14 protein-coding genes are annotated in these 17,580 nt (G+C 61.7%); 5 read left to right on the top strand and 9 right to left on the bottom strand.

What is annotated here, in order from left to right; all coding sequences use genetic code 11:
* Positions 1-62: 62 nt before the first annotated feature.
* The 4 genes from msrA to C2L64_RS38830 form a co-directional block, all read right to left on the bottom strand.
* The gene (gene msrA / locus C2L64_RS38845) at positions 63-512 is read right to left on the bottom strand and encodes a peptide-methionine (S)-S-oxide reductase MsrA (RefSeq protein ID WP_007580004.1); all 450 of its coding nucleotides are present in this window, start codon (positions 510-512) and stop codon (positions 63-65) included.
* Between the two features lie 12 nt (positions 513-524).
* Entirely contained in the window at positions 525-1,574 is a 1,050-nt protein-coding gene (locus C2L64_RS38840) for an ABC transporter substrate-binding protein (RefSeq protein WP_007580002.1), read from the bottom strand.
* Between the two features lie 5 nt (positions 1,575-1,579).
* Entirely contained in the window at positions 1,580-3,706 is a 2,127-nt protein-coding gene (locus C2L64_RS38835) for an ATP-binding cassette domain-containing protein (RefSeq protein ID WP_051058163.1), read from the bottom strand.
* Positions 3,707-4,090: 384 nt separating this feature from the next.
* Positions 4,091-5,374, bottom strand: coding sequence for an acyl-CoA dehydrogenase family protein (locus C2L64_RS38830; RefSeq protein ID WP_007579997.1), 1,284 nt, complete (start codon positions 5,372-5,374; stop codon positions 4,091-4,093).
* A 274-nt stretch (positions 5,375-5,648) separates the two neighbouring features.
* Here C2L64_RS38830 and C2L64_RS38825 point away from each other — a divergent pair, with 274 nt between their 5' ends.
* Together C2L64_RS38825 and groL are read left to right on the top strand one after the other, a co-directional pair.
* Positions 5,649-5,939 carry a co-chaperone GroES gene (locus C2L64_RS38825; RefSeq protein WP_007579996.1) on the top strand — a complete coding sequence of 97 codons (291 nt, stop codon included), beginning with the start codon at positions 5,649-5,651 and terminating at the stop codon, positions 5,937-5,939.
* 13 nt (positions 5,940-5,952) lie between these two features.
* Positions 5,953-7,593: a chaperonin GroEL gene (gene groL, locus C2L64_RS38820; protein WP_007579994.1), complete on the top strand. Its 1,641-nt coding sequence runs from the start codon at positions 5,953-5,955 to the stop codon at positions 7,591-7,593.
* Between the two features lie 123 nt (positions 7,594-7,716).
* On the opposite strand, the gene C2L64_RS38815 is transcribed toward groL, so the two are convergent.
* From C2L64_RS38815 to C2L64_RS38800, 4 genes are read right to left on the bottom strand one after another with little or no spacing between them, the layout of a single operon-like run.
* Positions 7,717-8,535 (bottom strand): ABC transporter permease, encoded by an 819-nt coding sequence (locus C2L64_RS38815; RefSeq protein ID WP_007579991.1) that lies wholly within the window; start codon positions 8,533-8,535, stop codon positions 7,717-7,719.
* A 24-nt stretch (positions 8,536-8,559) separates the two neighbouring features.
* Entirely contained in the window at positions 8,560-9,360 is an 801-nt protein-coding gene (locus tag C2L64_RS38810; RefSeq protein WP_007579989.1) for an ABC transporter ATP-binding protein, read from the bottom strand.
* A 31-nt stretch (positions 9,361-9,391) separates the two neighbouring features.
* Complete coding sequence (locus C2L64_RS38805) at positions 9,392-10,420, bottom strand: ABC transporter substrate-binding protein (protein ID WP_007579987.1); 1,029 nt, start codon at positions 10,418-10,420, stop codon at positions 9,392-9,394.
* A 54-nt stretch (positions 10,421-10,474) separates the two neighbouring features.
* Complete coding sequence (locus C2L64_RS38800; RefSeq protein WP_007579985.1) at positions 10,475-11,416, bottom strand: TauD/TfdA dioxygenase family protein; 942 nt, start codon at positions 11,414-11,416, stop codon at positions 10,475-10,477.
* 315 nt (positions 11,417-11,731) lie between these two features.
* On the opposite strand from C2L64_RS38800, the gene C2L64_RS38795 reads away from it, so the two are divergent.
* Positions 11,732-12,526 (top strand): N-acyl amino acid synthase FeeM domain-containing protein, encoded by a 795-nt coding sequence (locus C2L64_RS38795; RefSeq protein ID WP_007579983.1) that lies wholly within the window; start codon positions 11,732-11,734, stop codon positions 12,524-12,526.
* Between the two features lie 139 nt (positions 12,527-12,665).
* Complete coding sequence (locus tag C2L64_RS38790; RefSeq protein ID WP_039900231.1) at positions 12,666-15,611, top strand: putative bifunctional diguanylate cyclase/phosphodiesterase; 2,946 nt, start codon at positions 12,666-12,668, stop codon at positions 15,609-15,611.
* A 58-nt stretch (positions 15,612-15,669) separates the two neighbouring features.
* On the opposite strand, the gene C2L64_RS38785 is transcribed toward C2L64_RS38790, so the two are convergent.
* A complete protein-coding gene (locus C2L64_RS38785; protein ID WP_039900215.1) occupies positions 15,670-16,617 on the bottom strand; it encodes a ketopantoate reductase family protein in 948 nt (315 codons plus the stop codon).
* Between the two features lie 324 nt (positions 16,618-16,941).
* On the opposite strand from C2L64_RS38785, the gene C2L64_RS38780 reads away from it, so the two are divergent.
* Positions 16,942-17,574 carry a nitroreductase family protein gene (locus C2L64_RS38780; protein WP_007579978.1) on the top strand — a complete coding sequence of 211 codons (633 nt, stop codon included), beginning with the start codon at positions 16,942-16,944 and terminating at the stop codon, positions 17,572-17,574.
* Positions 17,575-17,580: the final 6 nt, after the last annotated feature.

Raw genomic sequence — 17,580 nt, 5'->3', positions numbered from 1 at the left:
TTCGCGGCGCCGTCAAAAGGAAAACGACGATTGCACCGCACACGAGTGCGTGCGGCTTACGGCTACAGGCTGCAGGCCCCCGCGCCATGCTTTTCGACATAGCGTTGATCTTCTTCCGACGCCAGTTCGAAGTACTGCAACGTGACGATCTCGGTCACCACGGGTGCGGCGAAGCGTGCCGATTCATTGAGCGCGCGCTTTGCGGCATTCGCTTCTTCCGCCTGCTCGTCCGAGTTCACGAAAATCACCGAGCGATATTTCGCGCCGTTATGCGGCCCTTGACGATCGACGGAAGTCGGATCATGCAAGTCCCAGAACTGCTCGATCACTTCCGACAACGCGACGATCGACGGATCGAAATCGACTTGAACGACTTCCACTTTCGGAGCGTCCGGCTGCGTACCTGTTGCGAAACCCACGCGCGTATCGACTACACCGGGCATCGCCCGAAAGCCCGCTTCGGCACCCCAGAAACATCCCGCGCCAAGCGTCACCTGATTTTGCTCACTCATCTACACACTCCTTTATTTCGCGTTGCCGGGTTTTGCGTCGCCCGCGAGCCATGCATCGACTGTCGAACGATGCGCCGCGACCCACGCTTTGGCGGCCGCATCGGCCGGTTCATGGTTCTTCTGGATCTTCAGAATCAGCTCATTGAGCGCCACAGGATCGAACGAGACATTCGAAAGAAACGCAGCGATCTTCGGCGAGCGCGTCTGCAACGAACGCGCAGCCAGCACATAGACTTTCGCATCCGGATAGGCACACGTGATGTGACTCTTGTTCAGCCAGTCCGAGTCCGTCGTCGGATTGATGAACTTCCAGCAGCCGTCTGCCTTGTATTGCGGATCGCCCTTCTTGTCGTCCTGCGCATAGCCGTCGAATGCCGGTTCGTCGAGGCGGCGCAGATCGAATGCGGAGAAGATCCAGTCCGGTGTGTACGCATAGAAAACGATACCGCGATTCTGCCGGTACGCGGCTTCGAGCCGCGCGTAGGTCGCGGCGGCTTCCGTCGAGACGGAGTCGAAGCTGTTCGCGAAGCCGTAGTCCTTCGCCTTGACCTCGCCGATATAGGTCGAGCCCCAGCCGGCCGGTCCGACCAGCAACTGCGCCTTGCCGCCGCCAACGGGAACGAAGAGCTTCGCAATCTCCGGCTTGCGCAGGTCGTAGACCGACTTCACGCCGTACTTGTCCTGAATGTAGCCCGGAATATAGAAGCCCTGCACGCCGACGTACGGATGCACGTTCGGCACGAGCGAGCGCGTACCGCCCGATACATACTTCGCCCACGGGGCCGACTCGTTCGGCAGCCAGACGTCCGGCACGACGTCGACCGCGCCATCGTTCTTCGCCGCAGCGGCAAGCAGAACGGGTAGATCGCCTGCCAGGTAGGACACGTCGCCGCCAAGGCGCGTGGAGATGACTTCGCCGAGAACATGCTCGATGGCAACCGCGCCTGGCCAGTTGAGTTCGCCGATGACGACCTTGTCCTTGGCCGTCGCCGACAAAGCGGGAAAGAGAAGACCCAGCGCTACCGCGATGCCCGCAAACCGGGCTGTACGTTTCTTCAACATGCTTTCTATCTGATGGAAGTGGATCGATGCCGGCGCTTGAGCGCCGACTGGAGGATGCGATCGGGAATGACGGCACACAGTACGATGGCGATGCCGGCGAGCACGCCGTCACCGCTTCGCACATTGCGCAGTGCCGTCATCACGTCATAGCCGAGGCCATCTGCGCCGATCAACGCAGCGACCACCACCATCGACAGGCTCATGACGATGGTCTGATTGATGCCCAGTAGCAACGACTCGCGCGCCAAGGGAAGCTCGACCTTGGTGAGCGTTTGCCACCACGTCGCGCCATGCGCTTCGGCGGCTTCCACTGCTGCTTTCGGCACCTCATGAATGCCGAGCACCGTCAGCCGGATCACAGGCGCGAGCGCGAAGACAACGGTTGCGATGACAGCGGGCGTTTTGCCGACCGAGAAGAATGCGACGGCGGGAATCAGATAGACGAACGACGGAAGCGTCTGCATCACGTCGAGCAGCGGCGCAACGACTCTTCGCAACTTCGGATGCTTCGCGAGCACGATGCCCGCCGGCACGCCAATCATCAGCGTGACGAACACCGAGGAGCCCACCAGCGAGACCGTTGCAATCGTGCGAGCCCAGAAGCCGAAGAGGCCGAGATAAGCGAGCGCCGCAGCGCTGGTGAGCGCCAGCGCCACGCCTGCCGCGCGCCACGCGGCGAACACGACCAGCGTAGCGGGAACGATCCACGGCAGCCAGCCGAGCGCAAACTGAATGCCGTCGACCACGGTGCGCACCAGCACGACGATACAGGCGAAGATCGCTTCGAACGACACCTGGGCCCATGCGATCGCCTGTTCGATCGCGTCCGATACGGCCGTCGCAAGCGTGACGCTCGACGGAAAGTTGGCGAGAACGCCAAGATTCGCACCAAGCGCGTGAGCGAAGACGAGTGCTTCCGTAATCAGCAGCACGAGCAGCGGCGACCACGCGCTGCGTTGTTGCACGGGGCCGGCGCGCCTCGCATGCCGCGCGGCCACCGCCCGGTTTGCCGCCCACACCAACGCGGCAACGAAGGCGAACGGGAATGCGCCTTCACGCCACTCGACGCCCAGCCATCCTGCCGAACACACTTCGGCGATCAGGCTGGTCCAAAAGGCGCCCGCATAACCTTGCACGGCAAGCGCAGCGGGCCCCAGCAAAGCCGAGGTGATGGCGGACAGCCCGACGCTTCGCGGGTGGACCGGCGCAGCGGCAGCATCGTCTTGAATCGCAGCCTCGTTTGGAGCATCGGTCGGAACCGCGATCGGGGCTGAACCCGCACCCGCATGCTCGATGAAAAAATCGGCGACGCCGGCGTCGGCGGGATGAGCGAGCAGTTCTTCCGGCGTGCCGACCTGGATCAGACGTCCGTCGCGCAGCACCGCGATACGGTCAGCGAGGCGCAACGCTTCGCCGGGATCATGCGTGACGAGCAGCGTCGTGATGCCCCGCTCGCGCGCGATGCGCAAGAAGCTCGATTGCAGGTCCCGGCGAATAGTAGGATCGAGCGCGCTGAACGGTTCATCCATCAACAGAATGTCGGGATCGTTCGCGAGCGCACGGGCGAATCCCACCCGCTGCTGCATCCCGCCCGACAACTCGGAGGGATAGTGGTCGCCCCACTCGATAAGCCCCACGGTCGCCAGCAAGCGATCAGCGGCAGACCGTCGCGCCTCGACATGTTCTCCGCGCAATTCGAGCGGCAAAGCGACGTTGTCGCGCACCGTGCGATGCGGCAGCAAACCGAAGTGCTGAAACACCATGCCGATGCATCGGGCGCGCAGCGCACGCAACTCACTCGCGGACAGCGCCCCGACGTCGATGCCGTCGATCAGTACCTGACCGCTGTCAGGTTCGACGAGGCGGTTGACGTGCCGCAGCAGTGTCGACTTGCCGCTGCCGGACGTGCCCATCAGGCAAAGCACTTCTCCACGTTGAAGCGTCAGATTGACGCCGCGCACGGCGAACACGGGTTCACCGCCCCGCGCGCTGCGATAGGCCTTGCTGACGTCGCGCAATTCGAGCACGGCCTCGGCGGCGCGGGCAGGCGCCTCTATCCCGGGGACAGGGACAGAAAAATCGGCTGCCTCCTCCAGGCTGGAACCGGCCGGATCTAATACGTCAACTTGCATTGCACTACTCTTTTGGAAAGGACAGTCAATCGATCACGTCGCACGCGCAACGATCGCTGTGTCGTGAGCTGATGGGTGGTTGCGTTGTCAGCGCTGTTCGCGGCTGCGCTTACGCAGAATTTCTTGTGGATGAGGGATCGCTCATCGGCGCGCCAACGTACGCCAATGGCGGCGCGACTGCGCATGCCATGGTTCTCGAAGCCCGATCATGGCAAGCAGTGCGCCGTATTCAACCTTGCGAATGTATCTGGCGTGTTTCTGAAAGTAGTGCTTTTGTATCTCTATGTAGCAACGTGTCGGCGCGCTATCGCTTGTATTGATTCACGATAACGATAGCGCGGAACGTTATTTGCGCCGCCGCAAGCGACGCTCTACGATCTCGCGTTATCCATTGACGGCAACCGCACTGTCCGTCGCAACACGTCCCAGTTCGCTGGGCGAATGCGTGAGACTGAAGCGTTCGTTGGACGCCGCGCCGTTCAGATGAAAGTTGCCCACGGCCGCTTCGCGCTGGATCGCGGGATTGTGCGAAGCGAGCACACGCGCATTGCGCCAGTGACGATCGAGCCGCCGTGTCTCACTCGTCGCTGAGGCTCCGCCCACTTCGAATACGAGCGTGGCCGCCTCCAGCACCTGTTCGATCACGATCTGCTGCGCCTGATAGGCTTCGATATCGAGTGCGATATACGTATCTGTATTCGCCCGGCCCGCGAGTCTCGCCTGATACGCATTTTCGAGCGAGCGCGCCACCGATGCGGTGATACTCTCGGCCGAATAAGCGAGACTGGCCAGCCGCCCCACCACGCGATGCACGAGTGGATTGTCACGCGGGCTCGATCGACCTGGCACGCCGAACGTGCGCGTGTGCGACTGCGCGAACGCGACGCCGTCGCGCAGCACCGCGCGCGCGATGCCTGTCAGCGTCGCGAGATGGACGGTCTGATAGAAGGCCGTGAGCGAGGTATTGCGGCGCGGCTCCGACGCCTTGTAGCGCACGAGTAGCTGGTCATCGCTCACATGGACAGAGTCGAAGCGCGTCGTTCCGCTCGCAGTCAAACGCTGTCCGAAGCCGTCCCAATCGTCGATGCGCGCGACACCGGGCGCATCGGCGCGCACCACCACGCGCACGTCGTCGGCGCCGTCGTGCGCGGCGACGTCGATCCAGTCCGCGTAGAGCGTGCCCGTGCTGTAGTACTTCTCGCCATTCAACCACCAGCCGTTGCCGCTTTTGTCGGCCACCAGCGTCACGCTATTGTGCGTGCTCGCGGTGCGCTCGGATATCGCGGCACCCACGGTCTCACCCGCCGCGATCTTCGGGAGCCAGCGCTCGCGCAGCGCTTCGTCATCGCTTTCGAGCCGGCTTTCGATAAAGCCCGAATTCAACCGCAAGATCTGCGGCAGATTCGAGTCGGCTTCGCCCAGACGCGTCAAAAGACGAAAGAACTGCGGCAACGTCGCGCCGCTACCGCCATAGCGCTTTGGCACTCGCAACGCGGTGAACCCCGCTTCCTTCAACCAGCGCACTGCTTCGTAGGCGAGTTCCCGATTCTGCTCGCGCTCGATGCTGCCAGCTGCAATCCGCTCGAATATGGGCGCGAAGCGCGCGTCAAATTCCGCGTCGTCGGCACCGCTGACGGCATCGTGCTGGGCGGTGGGAATCGTACTCATCGACAGTCTCCGGACAGGTTCACAGCATTCCAGATTAAGCGTCGCACACGCGCCGTTGCAACCAACAAAAGCCGATAACGATATCTGCCGATGCGCGTACCGCTTGCTTACGCACGCTACGTGCATTGCAAATCTCGCGCGGCCCGTTAAGTTTGTGCAAATCGATTATTGGAGTGCGCATACAGCGCTTTTTATACTCGGCTCTCAGTCAGCACTCTTCGCGTGAGAGTGCCAATGAGAAAACCAGTCGTCATTCGTCAAGAAGGAAGAACAGATGAGTTTGCGTCCGTTACATGATCGCGTGATCGTGAAGCGTCTCGATCAGGAAACCCGTACGGCGTCGGGCATCGTGATTCCCGATAGCGCCGCTGAAAAACCGGATCAGGGCGAAATCCTCGCAGTCGGTCCGGGCCGTCGCAGCGACGACGGCAAGCGTATCGAGCCTGACCTGAAGGTCGGCGAACGCGTGCTGTTCGGCAAATATGCGGGGCAGCCGGTGAAGGTCAACGGCACCGAACTGCTCGTGCTGCGCGAAGAAGATATCGTCGCAGTCGTTCAATCCTGAGGAGAGTCCCATCATGGCAGCCAAAGAAATCGCTTTCAGCGATAACGCGCGGTCCAAACTGGTTGAAGGCGTCAACCTGCTCGCCAATGCGGTGAAGGTGACGCTCGGCCCGAAAGGCCGCAACGTCGTGCTCGAACGTAGTTTCGGCAGCCCCATCGTCACGAAGGACGGTGTGTCCGTTGCGAAAGAAATCGAGCTCGCGGACAGATTGCAGAACATCGGCGCCCAGCTCGTGAAGGAAGTCGCATCGAAAACGAGCGACGCCGCCGGCGACGGCACGACGACGGCCACCGTGCTCGCTCAGGCCATCGTCCGCGAAGGGCAGAAATATGTGGCGGCAGGGCTCAATCCGCTCGACCTGAAGCGTGGCATCGACAAGGCTGTGATCGCCGCCGTCGAAGAACTGAAGAAAATCAGCAAGCCGACGACGACCAGCAAAGAGATTGCCCAGGTCGCAACCATCTCGGCCAACGGTGAAGAGTCGATCGGGCAACGCATCGCGGAAGCGATCGACCGCGTCGGCAAGGAAGGCGTCATCACGGTCGAAGACGGCAAGTCGCTCGCCGACGAACTCGATGTCGTGGAAGGCCTGCAATTCGATCGTGGCTATCTGTCGCCCTACTTCATCAACAATCAGGACCGGCAACTCGCCGTGCTCGAAGAGCCGTTCGTGCTGCTGCACGACAAGAAGATCTCGAACATCCGCGATCTGCTGCCCGTGCTCGAGCAGGTCGCGAAGTCGGGGCGGCCGCTGCTGATTATCGCGGAAGACGTCGAAGGCGAAGCGCTCGCGACGCTGGTCGTGAACAACATTCGCGGCATTCTGAAGACTGTGGCTGTCAAGGCTCCGGGCTTCGGCGATCGCCGCAAGGCGCTGCTCGAAGACATCGCGATTCTGACGGGCGGTCAGGTCATCGCCGAGGAAACGGGTTTGACGCTCGAAAAAGCGACGCTGGCCGAACTCGGCCACGCCAAGCGCATCGAGGTCGGCAAGGAGAACACCACGGTCATCGACGGAGCCGGCGAGAAGACGAATATCGAGGCGCGCGTGAAGCAGATTCGCGCGCAGATCGCAGAGGCGACGTCCGACTACGACCGCGAGAAGCTGCAGGAGCGCGTCGCGAAGCTCGCCGGCGGTGTGGCTGTCATCAAGGTAGGCGGCGCGACCGAAATCGAAGTGAAGGAGAAGAAGGACCGCGTCGACGATGCGCTGCACGCCACGCGCGCGGCAGTCGAGGAAGGCATTGTGCCGGGCGGCGGCGTGGCGCTGATTCGCGTCAAGCAGGCGATCGCCGAGCTGAAAGGCGTGAACGCCGATCAGAACGCCGGCATCAACATCGTGCGGCGCGCACTCGAAGAACCGCTGCGCCAGATCGTTGCGAATGCGGGCGAGGAAGCGAGCGTGATCGTCGCCAAGGTCGCGGAAGGTTCGGGCAATTACGGGTACAACGCGGCAACGGGTGAATACGCTGATCTCGTCGAAACCGGCGTGGTGGATCCGACGAAGGTCACGCGCACCGCTCTGCAAAATGCGGCATCTGTGGCAAGTCTGCTGTTGACGACGGATGCCACCGTGCATGAAGCGCCCAAGGATGCAGCGGCCGCTGCTTCACCGGCGGGTCCGGGCGCGGGTGGTCCGGGCTTCGACTTCTAGCATGCTTGATTGAACTCACCGATGCTGTAAAAAAGCTCAGTGCAAAAACGCCGCACGTATCGACAAGATACGCGCGGCGTTTGCATTTGATAAAGTGCGCAAGCCTTTCTGTTACGCGCTGCGTCAGTCTTCGCCCCGCCATGCCGTCAGACGCCGCTCGGCAACAACCACGCCTTGATTGAACGCGAGTCCCAGCACCGCGAGCGTGACGATACCCGCATACATTTTCGGGATTTCGAACGTGAACTGCGAGTAGTTCACGAGATAGCCAAGCCCCGCCTTTGCGCCCACCATTTCTGCCGCAATCAGCACCAGAATCGAATAGGCGCCCGCCACGCGGATACCCGTAAACACGGCGGGTACAGACGCAGGCAGCACGACTTTCAGAAACAGTTGCACGGGTTTGAGCCCCATCGACCGCGCGGAGCGGATCAGCAGCGGATCGACGTTGCGTACGCCTGTGACGGTATTGAGCAGCACGGGCCAGATGCACGAATAAATGACCATCGAGATCTTCGACGTCTCGCCCATCCCGAGCACGAGCACGAACACGGGCAGCAGTGCGAGCGGCGCCGTGTTGCGAAAGAGTTCGAGCAACGGGTTCAGCACATCGGCAAGCGTGCGATACCAGCCGATAAACAGTCCCAGCGGCACGCCGACTGCAACCGCGATCGCGAACCCCGTTGCCGCCCGCGCTGCGCTGGCAAGCAGATGCACGCCCAGTTCGCCCGAAACTACCATATCGAACAACGCGCGCAAGACCGTCGAGAACGGCGGCAAGAACGTCGAGTCGACCCATCCGGCGCGCGGCAACACTTCCCAAAGCGCAATGAACGCGACGATGGCGATACTGCCACGCAACGCGCGAGGCGCCGCCGCCGAAGCGTACTCGCCGACTGCATGCCACGCGCCGCGCTTCGGCTCGACAGACAAAGTGCTCATAGTTTCCCCCTATCGAGATTGTTATCAGGCCGCGTGGGCCACCTGCAGATGCGACCCGCTGCGGCGTTGCCGGATCAACTGCCAGATCTCGTGACGCAGACGCACGAACTCTGGCGTCGCGCGCACGTCTTCGGAGAGGTCTTCGCGCGGCACGTGCACAGGCAGCGTATGCGTGATACGTCCCGGCGCCGCCGCCATGACGAGCACGCGCTGACCGAGATAGATGGCTTCGTCGATCGAGTGGGTGATGAACACCACCGTCGTGCCCGTGCGTTTCCAGATACGCAGTAACTCGTCCTGCAGCGTTTCGCGCGTTTGCGCATCGAGCGCGGCGAACGGTTCGTCCATCAGCAGCACGTCCGGCTCGTACGATAGCGCGCGGGCAATCGAAACGCGCTGCTTCATGCCGCCCGACAACTGATGCGGGTAATGGTCGGCGAAAGCACTCAATCCCACGAGGTCCAGAAAACGCTGCGCAATCGCCCTGCGCTCGCGTTTACCGACGCCCTTTGCTTCCAGTCCGAACTCGACATTGCCGAGTGCCGTCTTCCACGGAAAGAGCGCGTACTGCTGGAACACGATGCCGCGATCGAGTCCGGGCCCGTCGATTTCCCGACCGCCGACGAGTATCTGTCCACGATCGGGCAGCGTCAGGCCGCCGATCAGATCGAGCAAGGTCGTCTTGCCGCATCCGCTCGGTCCGACCAGCGCGACGAACTCGCCCGGCGCGACATCGAAAGACACGTCTTCCAGCACCACGAAATGGCCACGCCGGTTCAGATGAAAACCCTTGCCGACGTTGCGTACGCTGATTGACGCACTCATCCTGATTGCCTCGCGTTGACTGGCCGATGGTTCATTTGCTCGCCACCGACTGGTTGAACGGATTGAACTGGTTCGAATAGACGGCATCCGGCTTCACCTGCCCCGCTTTCAGCACGCCATTGTTGACGTACCAGTCGATATAGGTCGTGAAGTCCTCCGCTGCGATCAGACCGCCCTTGCCGCCCACGCCCGCCGACTTCCAGTAGTTGACGATCGAGGTGTCCTCGTTGCGATGCCGCGCCTCGACGATCTTCTTGAGTCTCGCGACGACCTCGGCGCGCGGCGTATTGCGTGCCCACTCGATCGCCCGAGCCGTGCCGTCGACGAACTTGCGCACGGTGTTCGGGTTCTGCGCGATGAACTTGTCCGTGAACAGGTAGCTCGCGTAGCCGAACGAGCCGAGCAACTGGTAGTCCGTGGTGAGCAGTCTTGCGCCGCCATCCGCGAGCAGTTTGTCCTTGATGATGTCTTCGAGGAACACGGCATCGAGTTGTTTCTGTTTGAGCAACTGCGCAAGATTCACAGGCGGCGCGGCGACGAACACAACTTTCTCGATTTCCTCTTTCGACAAGCCCGACTTCTGCAGGTAGGCCGTCACCAGATACTGCGCGTACGCGCCCGGCGTATTGACGCCGATCTTGCGTCCGATCAGGTCACGCGCCCCTTTGACAGGACTGTCCTGCAACACGAAAAGACCGCCGTTGGTCTCCTTGTCGGTGCCGACGTAAGAGATCACCGCTTTCACTGGCGCGTGCGCGGCAACGAGCTTGACGATCGAACCATTGAAGGCCCCGCCGAAATCGACATCGCCCGTGACGGCCGCCTGAATGTCCTGCGGGCCGCTGATCGTGTTGCCGACCCAGTTGAGCTTGATCGGCGCCAGATAACCGAGATCCTCGGCAAGCTCCGGATACAGCACCTTGCTGGCCCAGCCCTGATACCGCAACTCGAGTTTCTCGGGCGTCTGCGCACGCGCAGGGATGGACGCTGCGGCTGCGATCAGGCTCGCGCCGAGGAGCGCCGCGACGCGGCGTCCAATGTGAAAGACACGACGCTTCATTGAGTAAGTTCCGTAGTGAACAGTACGAAAAGATCGGTGCGCGGCATATCGCGCTCAAAACACGCCATCGTGTTCCAGCGTGATGCGGTGAATGCGCCGCTTTGCCGATCCGTAATCGCGTGCCGCGTAGTGCTGCACCTGCCGGTTGTCCCAGATCGCGACATCGCCCGCGCGCCATTCGAAACGCGCCTGCACTTCAGGCGTCTTGATCAGGTCGTACAGGTAATTGAGCAGACTCTGGCTGGCCGTCTTCGAGACGCCCAGCAAATGGCTCGTATGTCCTTCGTTGACGAACACGAGCTTGCGGCCGTTCTCGGGATGCGTCTTGATGACGGGCACTTCGATGGGCGGATATTTCTGCGCGGCGTCGCGCACGCGCGCCAGCCCTGCTTCGACGCTGTCTTCCTGCGTGCCCTCTGGAATGTCATAGCCGCTCAGCAGTTCCGACAACGCGCTCTTTTTCGGCGATGCGATGAACGTGTTCACGGCCGTCAGTTTTTCGAAGTAGCGTGCCAGATCGGGATCCAGCAAGTCGTAGACGGCCGCCGACGAGGACCAGATCGTATCGCCGCCGCCCCCTTCGGGAATTTCCTGTGCATGGAGCACGGTGGCCTTGGGCGGCTGAGGTTGCCACGATACGTCGACATGCCAGTTGTCCGTGCCGCCCGAACGCGTCTTGTCGCTATGAGCGATGACTTCGATTTCCGGAAAACCCGCGACGGCAGGCAAATAGATGTTCTTGCGGATCGGATTACCGAAGATGCGCGCAAACGCAACGTGTTGCTCAGGCGTGAGCGTCTGTTCACGAAAAAAGATCACACCGTGATCGACAAGCGCCTGACGCAGCGCCTGATGGTTATCGTCGGAGAGCGGCTTCGACAGATCGACGTTCTCGATGACGGCGCCGATCAACGGCTTGTAGCGGCGCACCCGCAATTCCTCGTGGGTATCGGTGTTACCGGCGTGTGATTGCGGCTGATCCAGCACTGTGCTCATGACGTTCTCCGTTGACGAAAGTGGAAAGTGATCGTCATCAGAGCATCGTGGCGTGGCGCAGTACAACCAACCAATTCGCACACCTTGTTCATCGATGCCGTGCGTAGCTTCGATGAAACGCTCATTTTCTATGTTGCGCGCGGCTGCCTATATTCAAAGGTTTTGCCGGCACTTATTCAAACTCCGCTCTCCGAATTGAACGGGCTTTGCATATCACCGTATCTGCGTTCATGAGACTCTAGTTTGTCGCGTTCAGCGCGGTTCTGCCGTTTTGAACGCGACGCACTTTTTTCTCACTCACTTACGGGGTTGGATATGGACCGCATCGATTCAGTCGTTTTGAAGCAAAATACGGGTTACACGTTGCTCGGAGAGGGCTTTAATTCGGGCACGGTAAAGAAAACGGAAAGGCTGCCGTTTACGATAAAGGTGGTAAGTAACCACTCGGAACTCGACAAGGCGGTCGAGATGCGCCGCGCGGCGTATCGGCGGCACTTGCCGGAATTCGCGGAGACCATGGGCGTCGAAGCGCTGGATGGCGCGCCTGGCACGGTCGTGCTGCTCGCGCAATCGCGGCTGGACGGTGGCCCGCTCGGCACCATGCGGGTCCAGACGAACGTATTCGATCCGCTTGCCGTCGAACAATCGGTCCAACTGCCGGACTGGTTGGGCCAGGCGCGCCTCGCCGAGGCAACGCGGCTCGGCGTGGCGCGCGGCGCGATCGGCCGGATGGTCAAGGTGGCGCTGTGCAAGGCGTATTACATGTTTTGCGCGCAGAACGGGGTCGACTGGATGTTAATTACCGCGCGTTCGCCGCTCGATCGGGAATACGAGGCGATGCTGTTCGAAGATGTATACGGGCAGAATGAATTCCTGCCGATGTCGCACGTCGGCGGGTTGCCGCATCGGGTGATGGCGAAACCGGTTGCACTGGTCCGTCAGCGCTGGGCGAAGGTCAACCATCCGTTCTATGGGTTCTTCTTCGAAACGGATCACGTCGACATCGACGTCAGCGTCGCATCATCGCAGGGCGAAGCCCGCCACGGCATCGAGCGCGGCAGCCTGCCGGACAGCGCCTCGGATTATCTGAGGTCGTTGAGCGAAGCGTAAGGCAGGTAGGGTAAGGTGTCCGCCCGAAGCAATTCGGGCGGACAAAAGATGGGGAGCGTCGGCGCAGTCGCGCCTTCGCTGCCAGCCGTCGCAGCATTGCAATGAGATCGGGAATGAAGTCACTGGGGAAATGCAGCAGATGACAAGCGTTAAGTGGGCGTTTCGGGACCGACTGACCGGCTGGGCTTTCCTGCGCTTCTCCGTATACGTAGCGCCGTTTGTGATTGCGCTTGGCACCATTGCAGTCCTGCTCTGGGGGCCGCGCCAGTTCGATACCACGGGGACGGTTCCACTCAGCTTTCCTGTGATTGCGGATCCGTCGGCGACGCTGTCGCCCGCCGCCGCCATCGAACGCCTGCGCAATACCGCGCACACCGCCCGTTTCAGTACCCATCTCGCGGAAACGCCATTCTGGTTCATGCTCACCGCGCCTGCCATGGACAGCGGAGACGCCACGTTCGTCGATCTTCCTTCCCGGCACGCGCAAACGATTTCCTGCTGGCGGACGGGCCCCGTCCTCACGCTGCTCGGCGCGGGCGACCGCCACGGCACGAGCGGCGCGATGCGCGACAACAAGGCCGGCTTTGCGCTGAAGCTCGACGGGCACACGCCCGATGCACAGATCCTGTGCCGGGGCACGTTCTCCGGACCCGCCTATATCAGCGCCTCGGCATCGAGCCTCGACAAGCTCGAGGAGACAACACTCGATTTCTACCAGAGTGCAGCGCTGATCACGGGCGGCCTGCTGACGCTCGCCATCTTCGTGTTCGTGACGGCAATCATCAATCGCGAATGGACTTATGTCATTTTTGCCGCATGGCTCGTCGGCAACCTGCGGCTGAGCGCCAATGCGATGGGCTTCGACACCGAGTGGCTGGGCCGGACCATCCCGCCTGACCATATCGAGTTTTTGCGGGAATTCACGTTCGCGGCCTACTACGTGCTGACCACGACACTCTTCGTGGAGCTGTTTCGCCGCGAGCTGAAAGCAATCGGTCTGCGCTGGAGCCTGCAGGCCGTGCGGTATGGCGGCTGCGTGCTGATGGCCGCTGCGTTCTTGCTGAGTTACGCGCACTTCATCCCCGTGCTGTGGGCAACCGCCAGTTTCTGCATCCTGGTGCTGACCTATTTCCTCGTGCAGCTGTTCTTCAAGGCGCGCTCGCGCACCGTGCTCTGGTATGTCGCGTCAATGGCCATCGTGCTGGTCGCGACGCTGTCAGAAGTGCTCGCCGCCGCGTTCGGCGTGAAAGCGCTGGCGGGCACACATAGCCCCGTCGTGACGGCGCTGTCGTCGAGCATGCTGTGCGCGTTCGCGATTGCGGAACGGATGCGCGAAGAACGCGAGCGCCGCCGGCAGATGCAGGTCGAGCTGCGCAACACCTATGACGTCACGCCGATCGGCCTCTTCACGCTGAACGGCGAAAGCTGCTTCGTCCGCGCCAATCCGGCGCTGCACTCGATGCTGGGCCTGAATGATGAACAGGACGGCACGCGTCGCTGGGCCGATTATTTCGCCCCGGGCGCCGAGCGCGCCCTGGGTGAACTGCTGGAGCGCGACGACTCGGCGTCGATCGAAATCGACGGCACAGCGGGCACGAAGACAGAGTCGCGGCGCTACTCGCTGCGCGCGATTCGCGCGAACGGCTTTATCGAAGGCTCGCTCGAGGACGTGACGGACCGCTCGAAAGCGGTCGAGCGGTTGCACTTCCTGGCCGAGCATGATCCCCTCACCGGTCTGCTGAACCGTCGCGGCATCGAGCATGCAATCGACCGGCAATGCGGCGAAAGCGCCCCGTGGGCACTCGCGTATCTCGATCTCGACCGCTTCAAGGTGTTCAACGATTTGTTCGGTCACGGAACCGGCGACGAAATACTGCGGCATGTCGCGGCACGCCTCGTCGAGCGTCTCGGCGCCCATATTCCGATCGGGCGTATCGGCGGTGACGAGTTCGTGTGCGTGCTCGCGAACATGCCGATCGACGATGCCATCGTGCGCTGTCGCGAACTCGTCACGGCGTTGAACGCCGCGCCGTTCCATGTCGACACGCGGGCGTTCCAGGTCAGGGGATCGATCGGCGTCGTCGAGTGCTCGCAAGGCGAACGCGCGCTGGACGCCCTCGCCTATGCCGACCGCGCGTGCCGCGCCGCGAAACGCGGCGGCAATGCGCGGCTCGTGGCATTGCGCAAGGGCGCGCCGGCGTTCGAGGAACGTGCCGCCGAGATCACTCTGATCGAGGCGCTGGGACAGAGCCGGCTGCCCGACGGGCTGTTCCTTGTGATGCAACCGATCATGTCGATGCACACACCGACAGAGTCGCTCGACTTCGAGATACTGCTGCGCATGCGCACGCCGGACGGCGCAGTGGCGACGGCCGCGAAACTGATCGCCGCCGCCGAGGACTCGGGCACGATCGTGGAGATCGACCGCTGGGTGCTCACTACGACACTCGCATGGCTCAGCGAGAATCGCGCGTCGCTCTCCACTACTCGCTTCGTGTGCGTGAACCTGAGCGGTGGTTCGCTCAACGACGAACACTTCCTCGACGAGCTGTTCGCGCTGTTCTCGCGTCACGAGGACATCGTCCATTACCTGTGCATCGAAATTACCGAAAGCGTCGCGCTGCACGATCTCGAACATACGGAACGCTTCATCGCGCGCGTGCACGACATGGGTGCAAAGATCGCCATCGACGATTTCGGCGCGGGTCAGACATCGTTGCGTTACCTGAAGAAGCTGTCGGCCGATGCATTGAAGATCGACGGCGAGTTCGTGCGCACGATGTGCAACCATCCCGCCGATATCGCGATCGTCGAGGCGATCATTAACCTCGCGCGCAATCTGGGCATGCGCAGCATCGCCGAGTGGGTCGAAGACTTCCAGACCTTGCGCGCGCTGGAGGAACTGGGCGTCGACTACGTGCAGGGCTTCGGAATCGCGAAACCGCAAGAGGCCGGGGATATTCTCGCGGCCTCTTCAGCCGCGAGCTTCGTGACTAATGCCGAGCTTGCGCGGTATCTGAAAGAGCAGCGGACGGTACATCGGGGCGCGGACGATCAGCGAATGGAGCGTGAAAACGCGGTATGAGGCGGTTACGGCCGCGTGTCGCTTCGCGGCATCGGTTGGCTGCCTGGAAATGGCAGCATCAAATCAGCACCCCATCTGCCGAAGCCGCTTTCAACGAAGGTTTATCAGCCCGCTGATTGTCGAGGACCCGAACCATCATCATCAAAAGATGATTGACGGGTGTGGCGATGCCGAGCGCTGCGCCGCGGCCCACAATATGTCCATTCAGGTGGTCGATTTCGCTGGGCCGGTGCGTTGCCACGTCATGGGCAGTCGATGAATATTGCCCCGCAGGAATCGTCGCCATGATCCTTGCTACCGCGTCGTCGACGTCCCTGGAGATGTTCACACCGTCCGCGCTCGCCACCGCGATGCATTCCGCCACGATATCGCGCATTGCCCTGTTCACGGCCGTCCCGCCGCGCTGACAAAGCTCGCCGAAAGGCAATTGAACAAGCGCCGAGATCGCGTTGTATGCACAGTTCAACACCAGCTTTTCCCAAAGCGCACCGCGTACATTCGCTGATACCGAAGTCGATACCCCTGCGTCATTCAGGATTCGAGCCACACGCTCGCTGGACGTGCCTGGCTCGATGATCAGTTCGCCTCTTCCGTGGTGCCGGACGTGGCCGGGTCCGCACATCTCGCTTCCGACGTAGACCACGGCAGCCAATACTTCGCGCTCGACAAGGGCACGCACCCGTTCAGCGTTATCGACGCCGTTTTGCAGTGTGACGATAACGGCAGACTCCGAGAGGTACGGCTTCATCGCATCCACTGCGGCTTCCGTATCGGGCGACTTCACGCAAAGCAGGATTGCATCGGCGCCCGCCACGCCCGAAGCGTCCGTGCATGCCGCGACCTCGATGAACTCATCGAAAGAACGCGACTCGAGCCGCAGTCCGTCTCGACTGATGGCTGAAACATGATTCTGCCTTCCGATCAACGTCACCTCATGCCCGGCCCTGGCAAGCATGCCGCCGTAGAAACAGCCCACTGCCCCAGCACCCATCACTGCAACTTTCATTTAGCCCTCTAACTTTCGAAACCGTCGGTCAACGCGCGCCCGATGTGCCGAACCATCAAGGGACGCTATCTATCGATAACACCTTGCCGCGTCGGCTATTCCCTGCGCCGGCGCGTGCATCGGTGGCTTCGACGTAGCAGCGAATGTCCCGACACTCGATGCCATTAGAAGGGCCGAACTTGTCTTCCATATTTCGTCGAGGTGTCGAAATGTATCCGCGGCTTTTTGCGCCAACACATTTTCTAAATGCGAATCGTTTGCATTTAGAATGAAACCGTAGCATCATGGTGCCTATCGAAGACACTGCACCAACGAACCCGCCACATGACCTCAACCCTGATAGCAGACCGCGCGGATCGCACATCGCAAACCGCGATCGACCTGCTGCTGTCGCGCCGATCCCACTGGCCGCTATCGGCACCCGCGCCCACCCAACAGCAACTGCAACACATCTTCGATGCCGCGATGCGCGCGACGGATCATGGCCGTCTGCGTCCGTGGCGCTTCATCACCATTCGAGATGAAGCACGCCACGCATTCGGCGACGTGCTGGTCGATCTCGCCGCCGCACGCGCGCCGGACGAGGCTCGCAGCGCGCACGAGCATCGTCGGCAGCGCGCGATGGCGGCGCCGCTGATCATCGCGCTAGTGGCTGCCGTCGATCTGTCTTCGTCGGTGCCGGAACTGGAGCAACTCCTGTGCGTCGGAGCCGCCGCGATGAACATGCTCAATGCCATTCATCTGTACGGCTACGGCGGCTTCTGGGCGACGGGAATCGATACCTATGAGCCGGCCATGCATCGCGCGCTTGGACTCGACGCGTCCGAACGTCTGCTTGGCTTTCTGTTCGTCGGGACGCCGCAGAAGGAGAAGGAAGGACAACTGACGCGCCGGCCTTCCAGCGATGCCTATGTCCGCGAATGGCAACCCATTCAGTGTGACGCTGCCCGCGCCTGATCCGCG

The organism is Paraburkholderia hospita (assembly GCF_002902965.1).
GTDB classification, from domain to species: Bacteria; Pseudomonadota; Gammaproteobacteria; order Burkholderiales; family Burkholderiaceae; genus Paraburkholderia; species Paraburkholderia hospita.
The sequence above is the reverse complement of the archived record's forward strand: the minus strand, read 5'-3'. Positions and strand labels throughout refer to the sequence as shown.

Bases quoted from the DNA above. Each gene is read 5' to 3' on its own strand.
- msrA (WP_007580004.1), bottom strand. From the start codon at position 512: ATGAGTGAGCAAAATCAGGTGACGCTTGGCGCGGGATGTTTCTGGGGT.
- C2L64_RS38840 (WP_007580002.1), bottom strand. From the start codon at position 1,574: ATGTTGAAGAAACGTACAGCCCGGTTTGCGGGCATCGCGGTAGCGCTG.
- C2L64_RS38835 (WP_051058163.1), bottom strand. From the start codon at position 3,706: ATGCAAGTTGACGTATTAGATCCGGCCGGTTCCAGCCTGGAGGAGGCA.
- C2L64_RS38830 (WP_007579997.1), bottom strand. From the start codon at position 5,374: ATGAGTACGATTCCCACCGCCCAGCACGATGCCGTCAGCGGTGCCGAC.
- C2L64_RS38825 (WP_007579996.1), top strand. From the start codon at position 5,649: ATGAGTTTGCGTCCGTTACATGATCGCGTGATCGTGAAGCGTCTCGAT.
- groL (WP_007579994.1), top strand. From the start codon at position 5,953: ATGGCAGCCAAAGAAATCGCTTTCAGCGATAACGCGCGGTCCAAACTG.
- C2L64_RS38815 (WP_007579991.1), bottom strand. From the start codon at position 8,535: ATGAGCACTTTGTCTGTCGAGCCGAAGCGCGGCGCGTGGCATGCAGTC.
- C2L64_RS38810 (WP_007579989.1), bottom strand. From the start codon at position 9,360: ATGAGTGCGTCAATCAGCGTACGCAACGTCGGCAAGGGTTTTCATCTG.
- C2L64_RS38805 (WP_007579987.1), bottom strand. From the start codon at position 10,420: ATGAAGCGTCGTGTCTTTCACATTGGACGCCGCGTCGCGGCGCTCCTC.
- C2L64_RS38800 (WP_007579985.1), bottom strand. From the start codon at position 11,416: ATGAGCACAGTGCTGGATCAGCCGCAATCACACGCCGGTAACACCGAT.
- C2L64_RS38795 (WP_007579983.1), top strand. From the start codon at position 11,732: ATGGACCGCATCGATTCAGTCGTTTTGAAGCAAAATACGGGTTACACG.
- C2L64_RS38790 (WP_039900231.1), top strand. From the start codon at position 12,666: ATGACAAGCGTTAAGTGGGCGTTTCGGGACCGACTGACCGGCTGGGCT.
- C2L64_RS38785 (WP_039900215.1), bottom strand. From the start codon at position 16,617: ATGAAAGTTGCAGTGATGGGTGCTGGGGCAGTGGGCTGTTTCTACGGC.
- C2L64_RS38780 (WP_007579978.1), top strand. From the start codon at position 16,942: ATGACCTCAACCCTGATAGCAGACCGCGCGGATCGCACATCGCAAACC.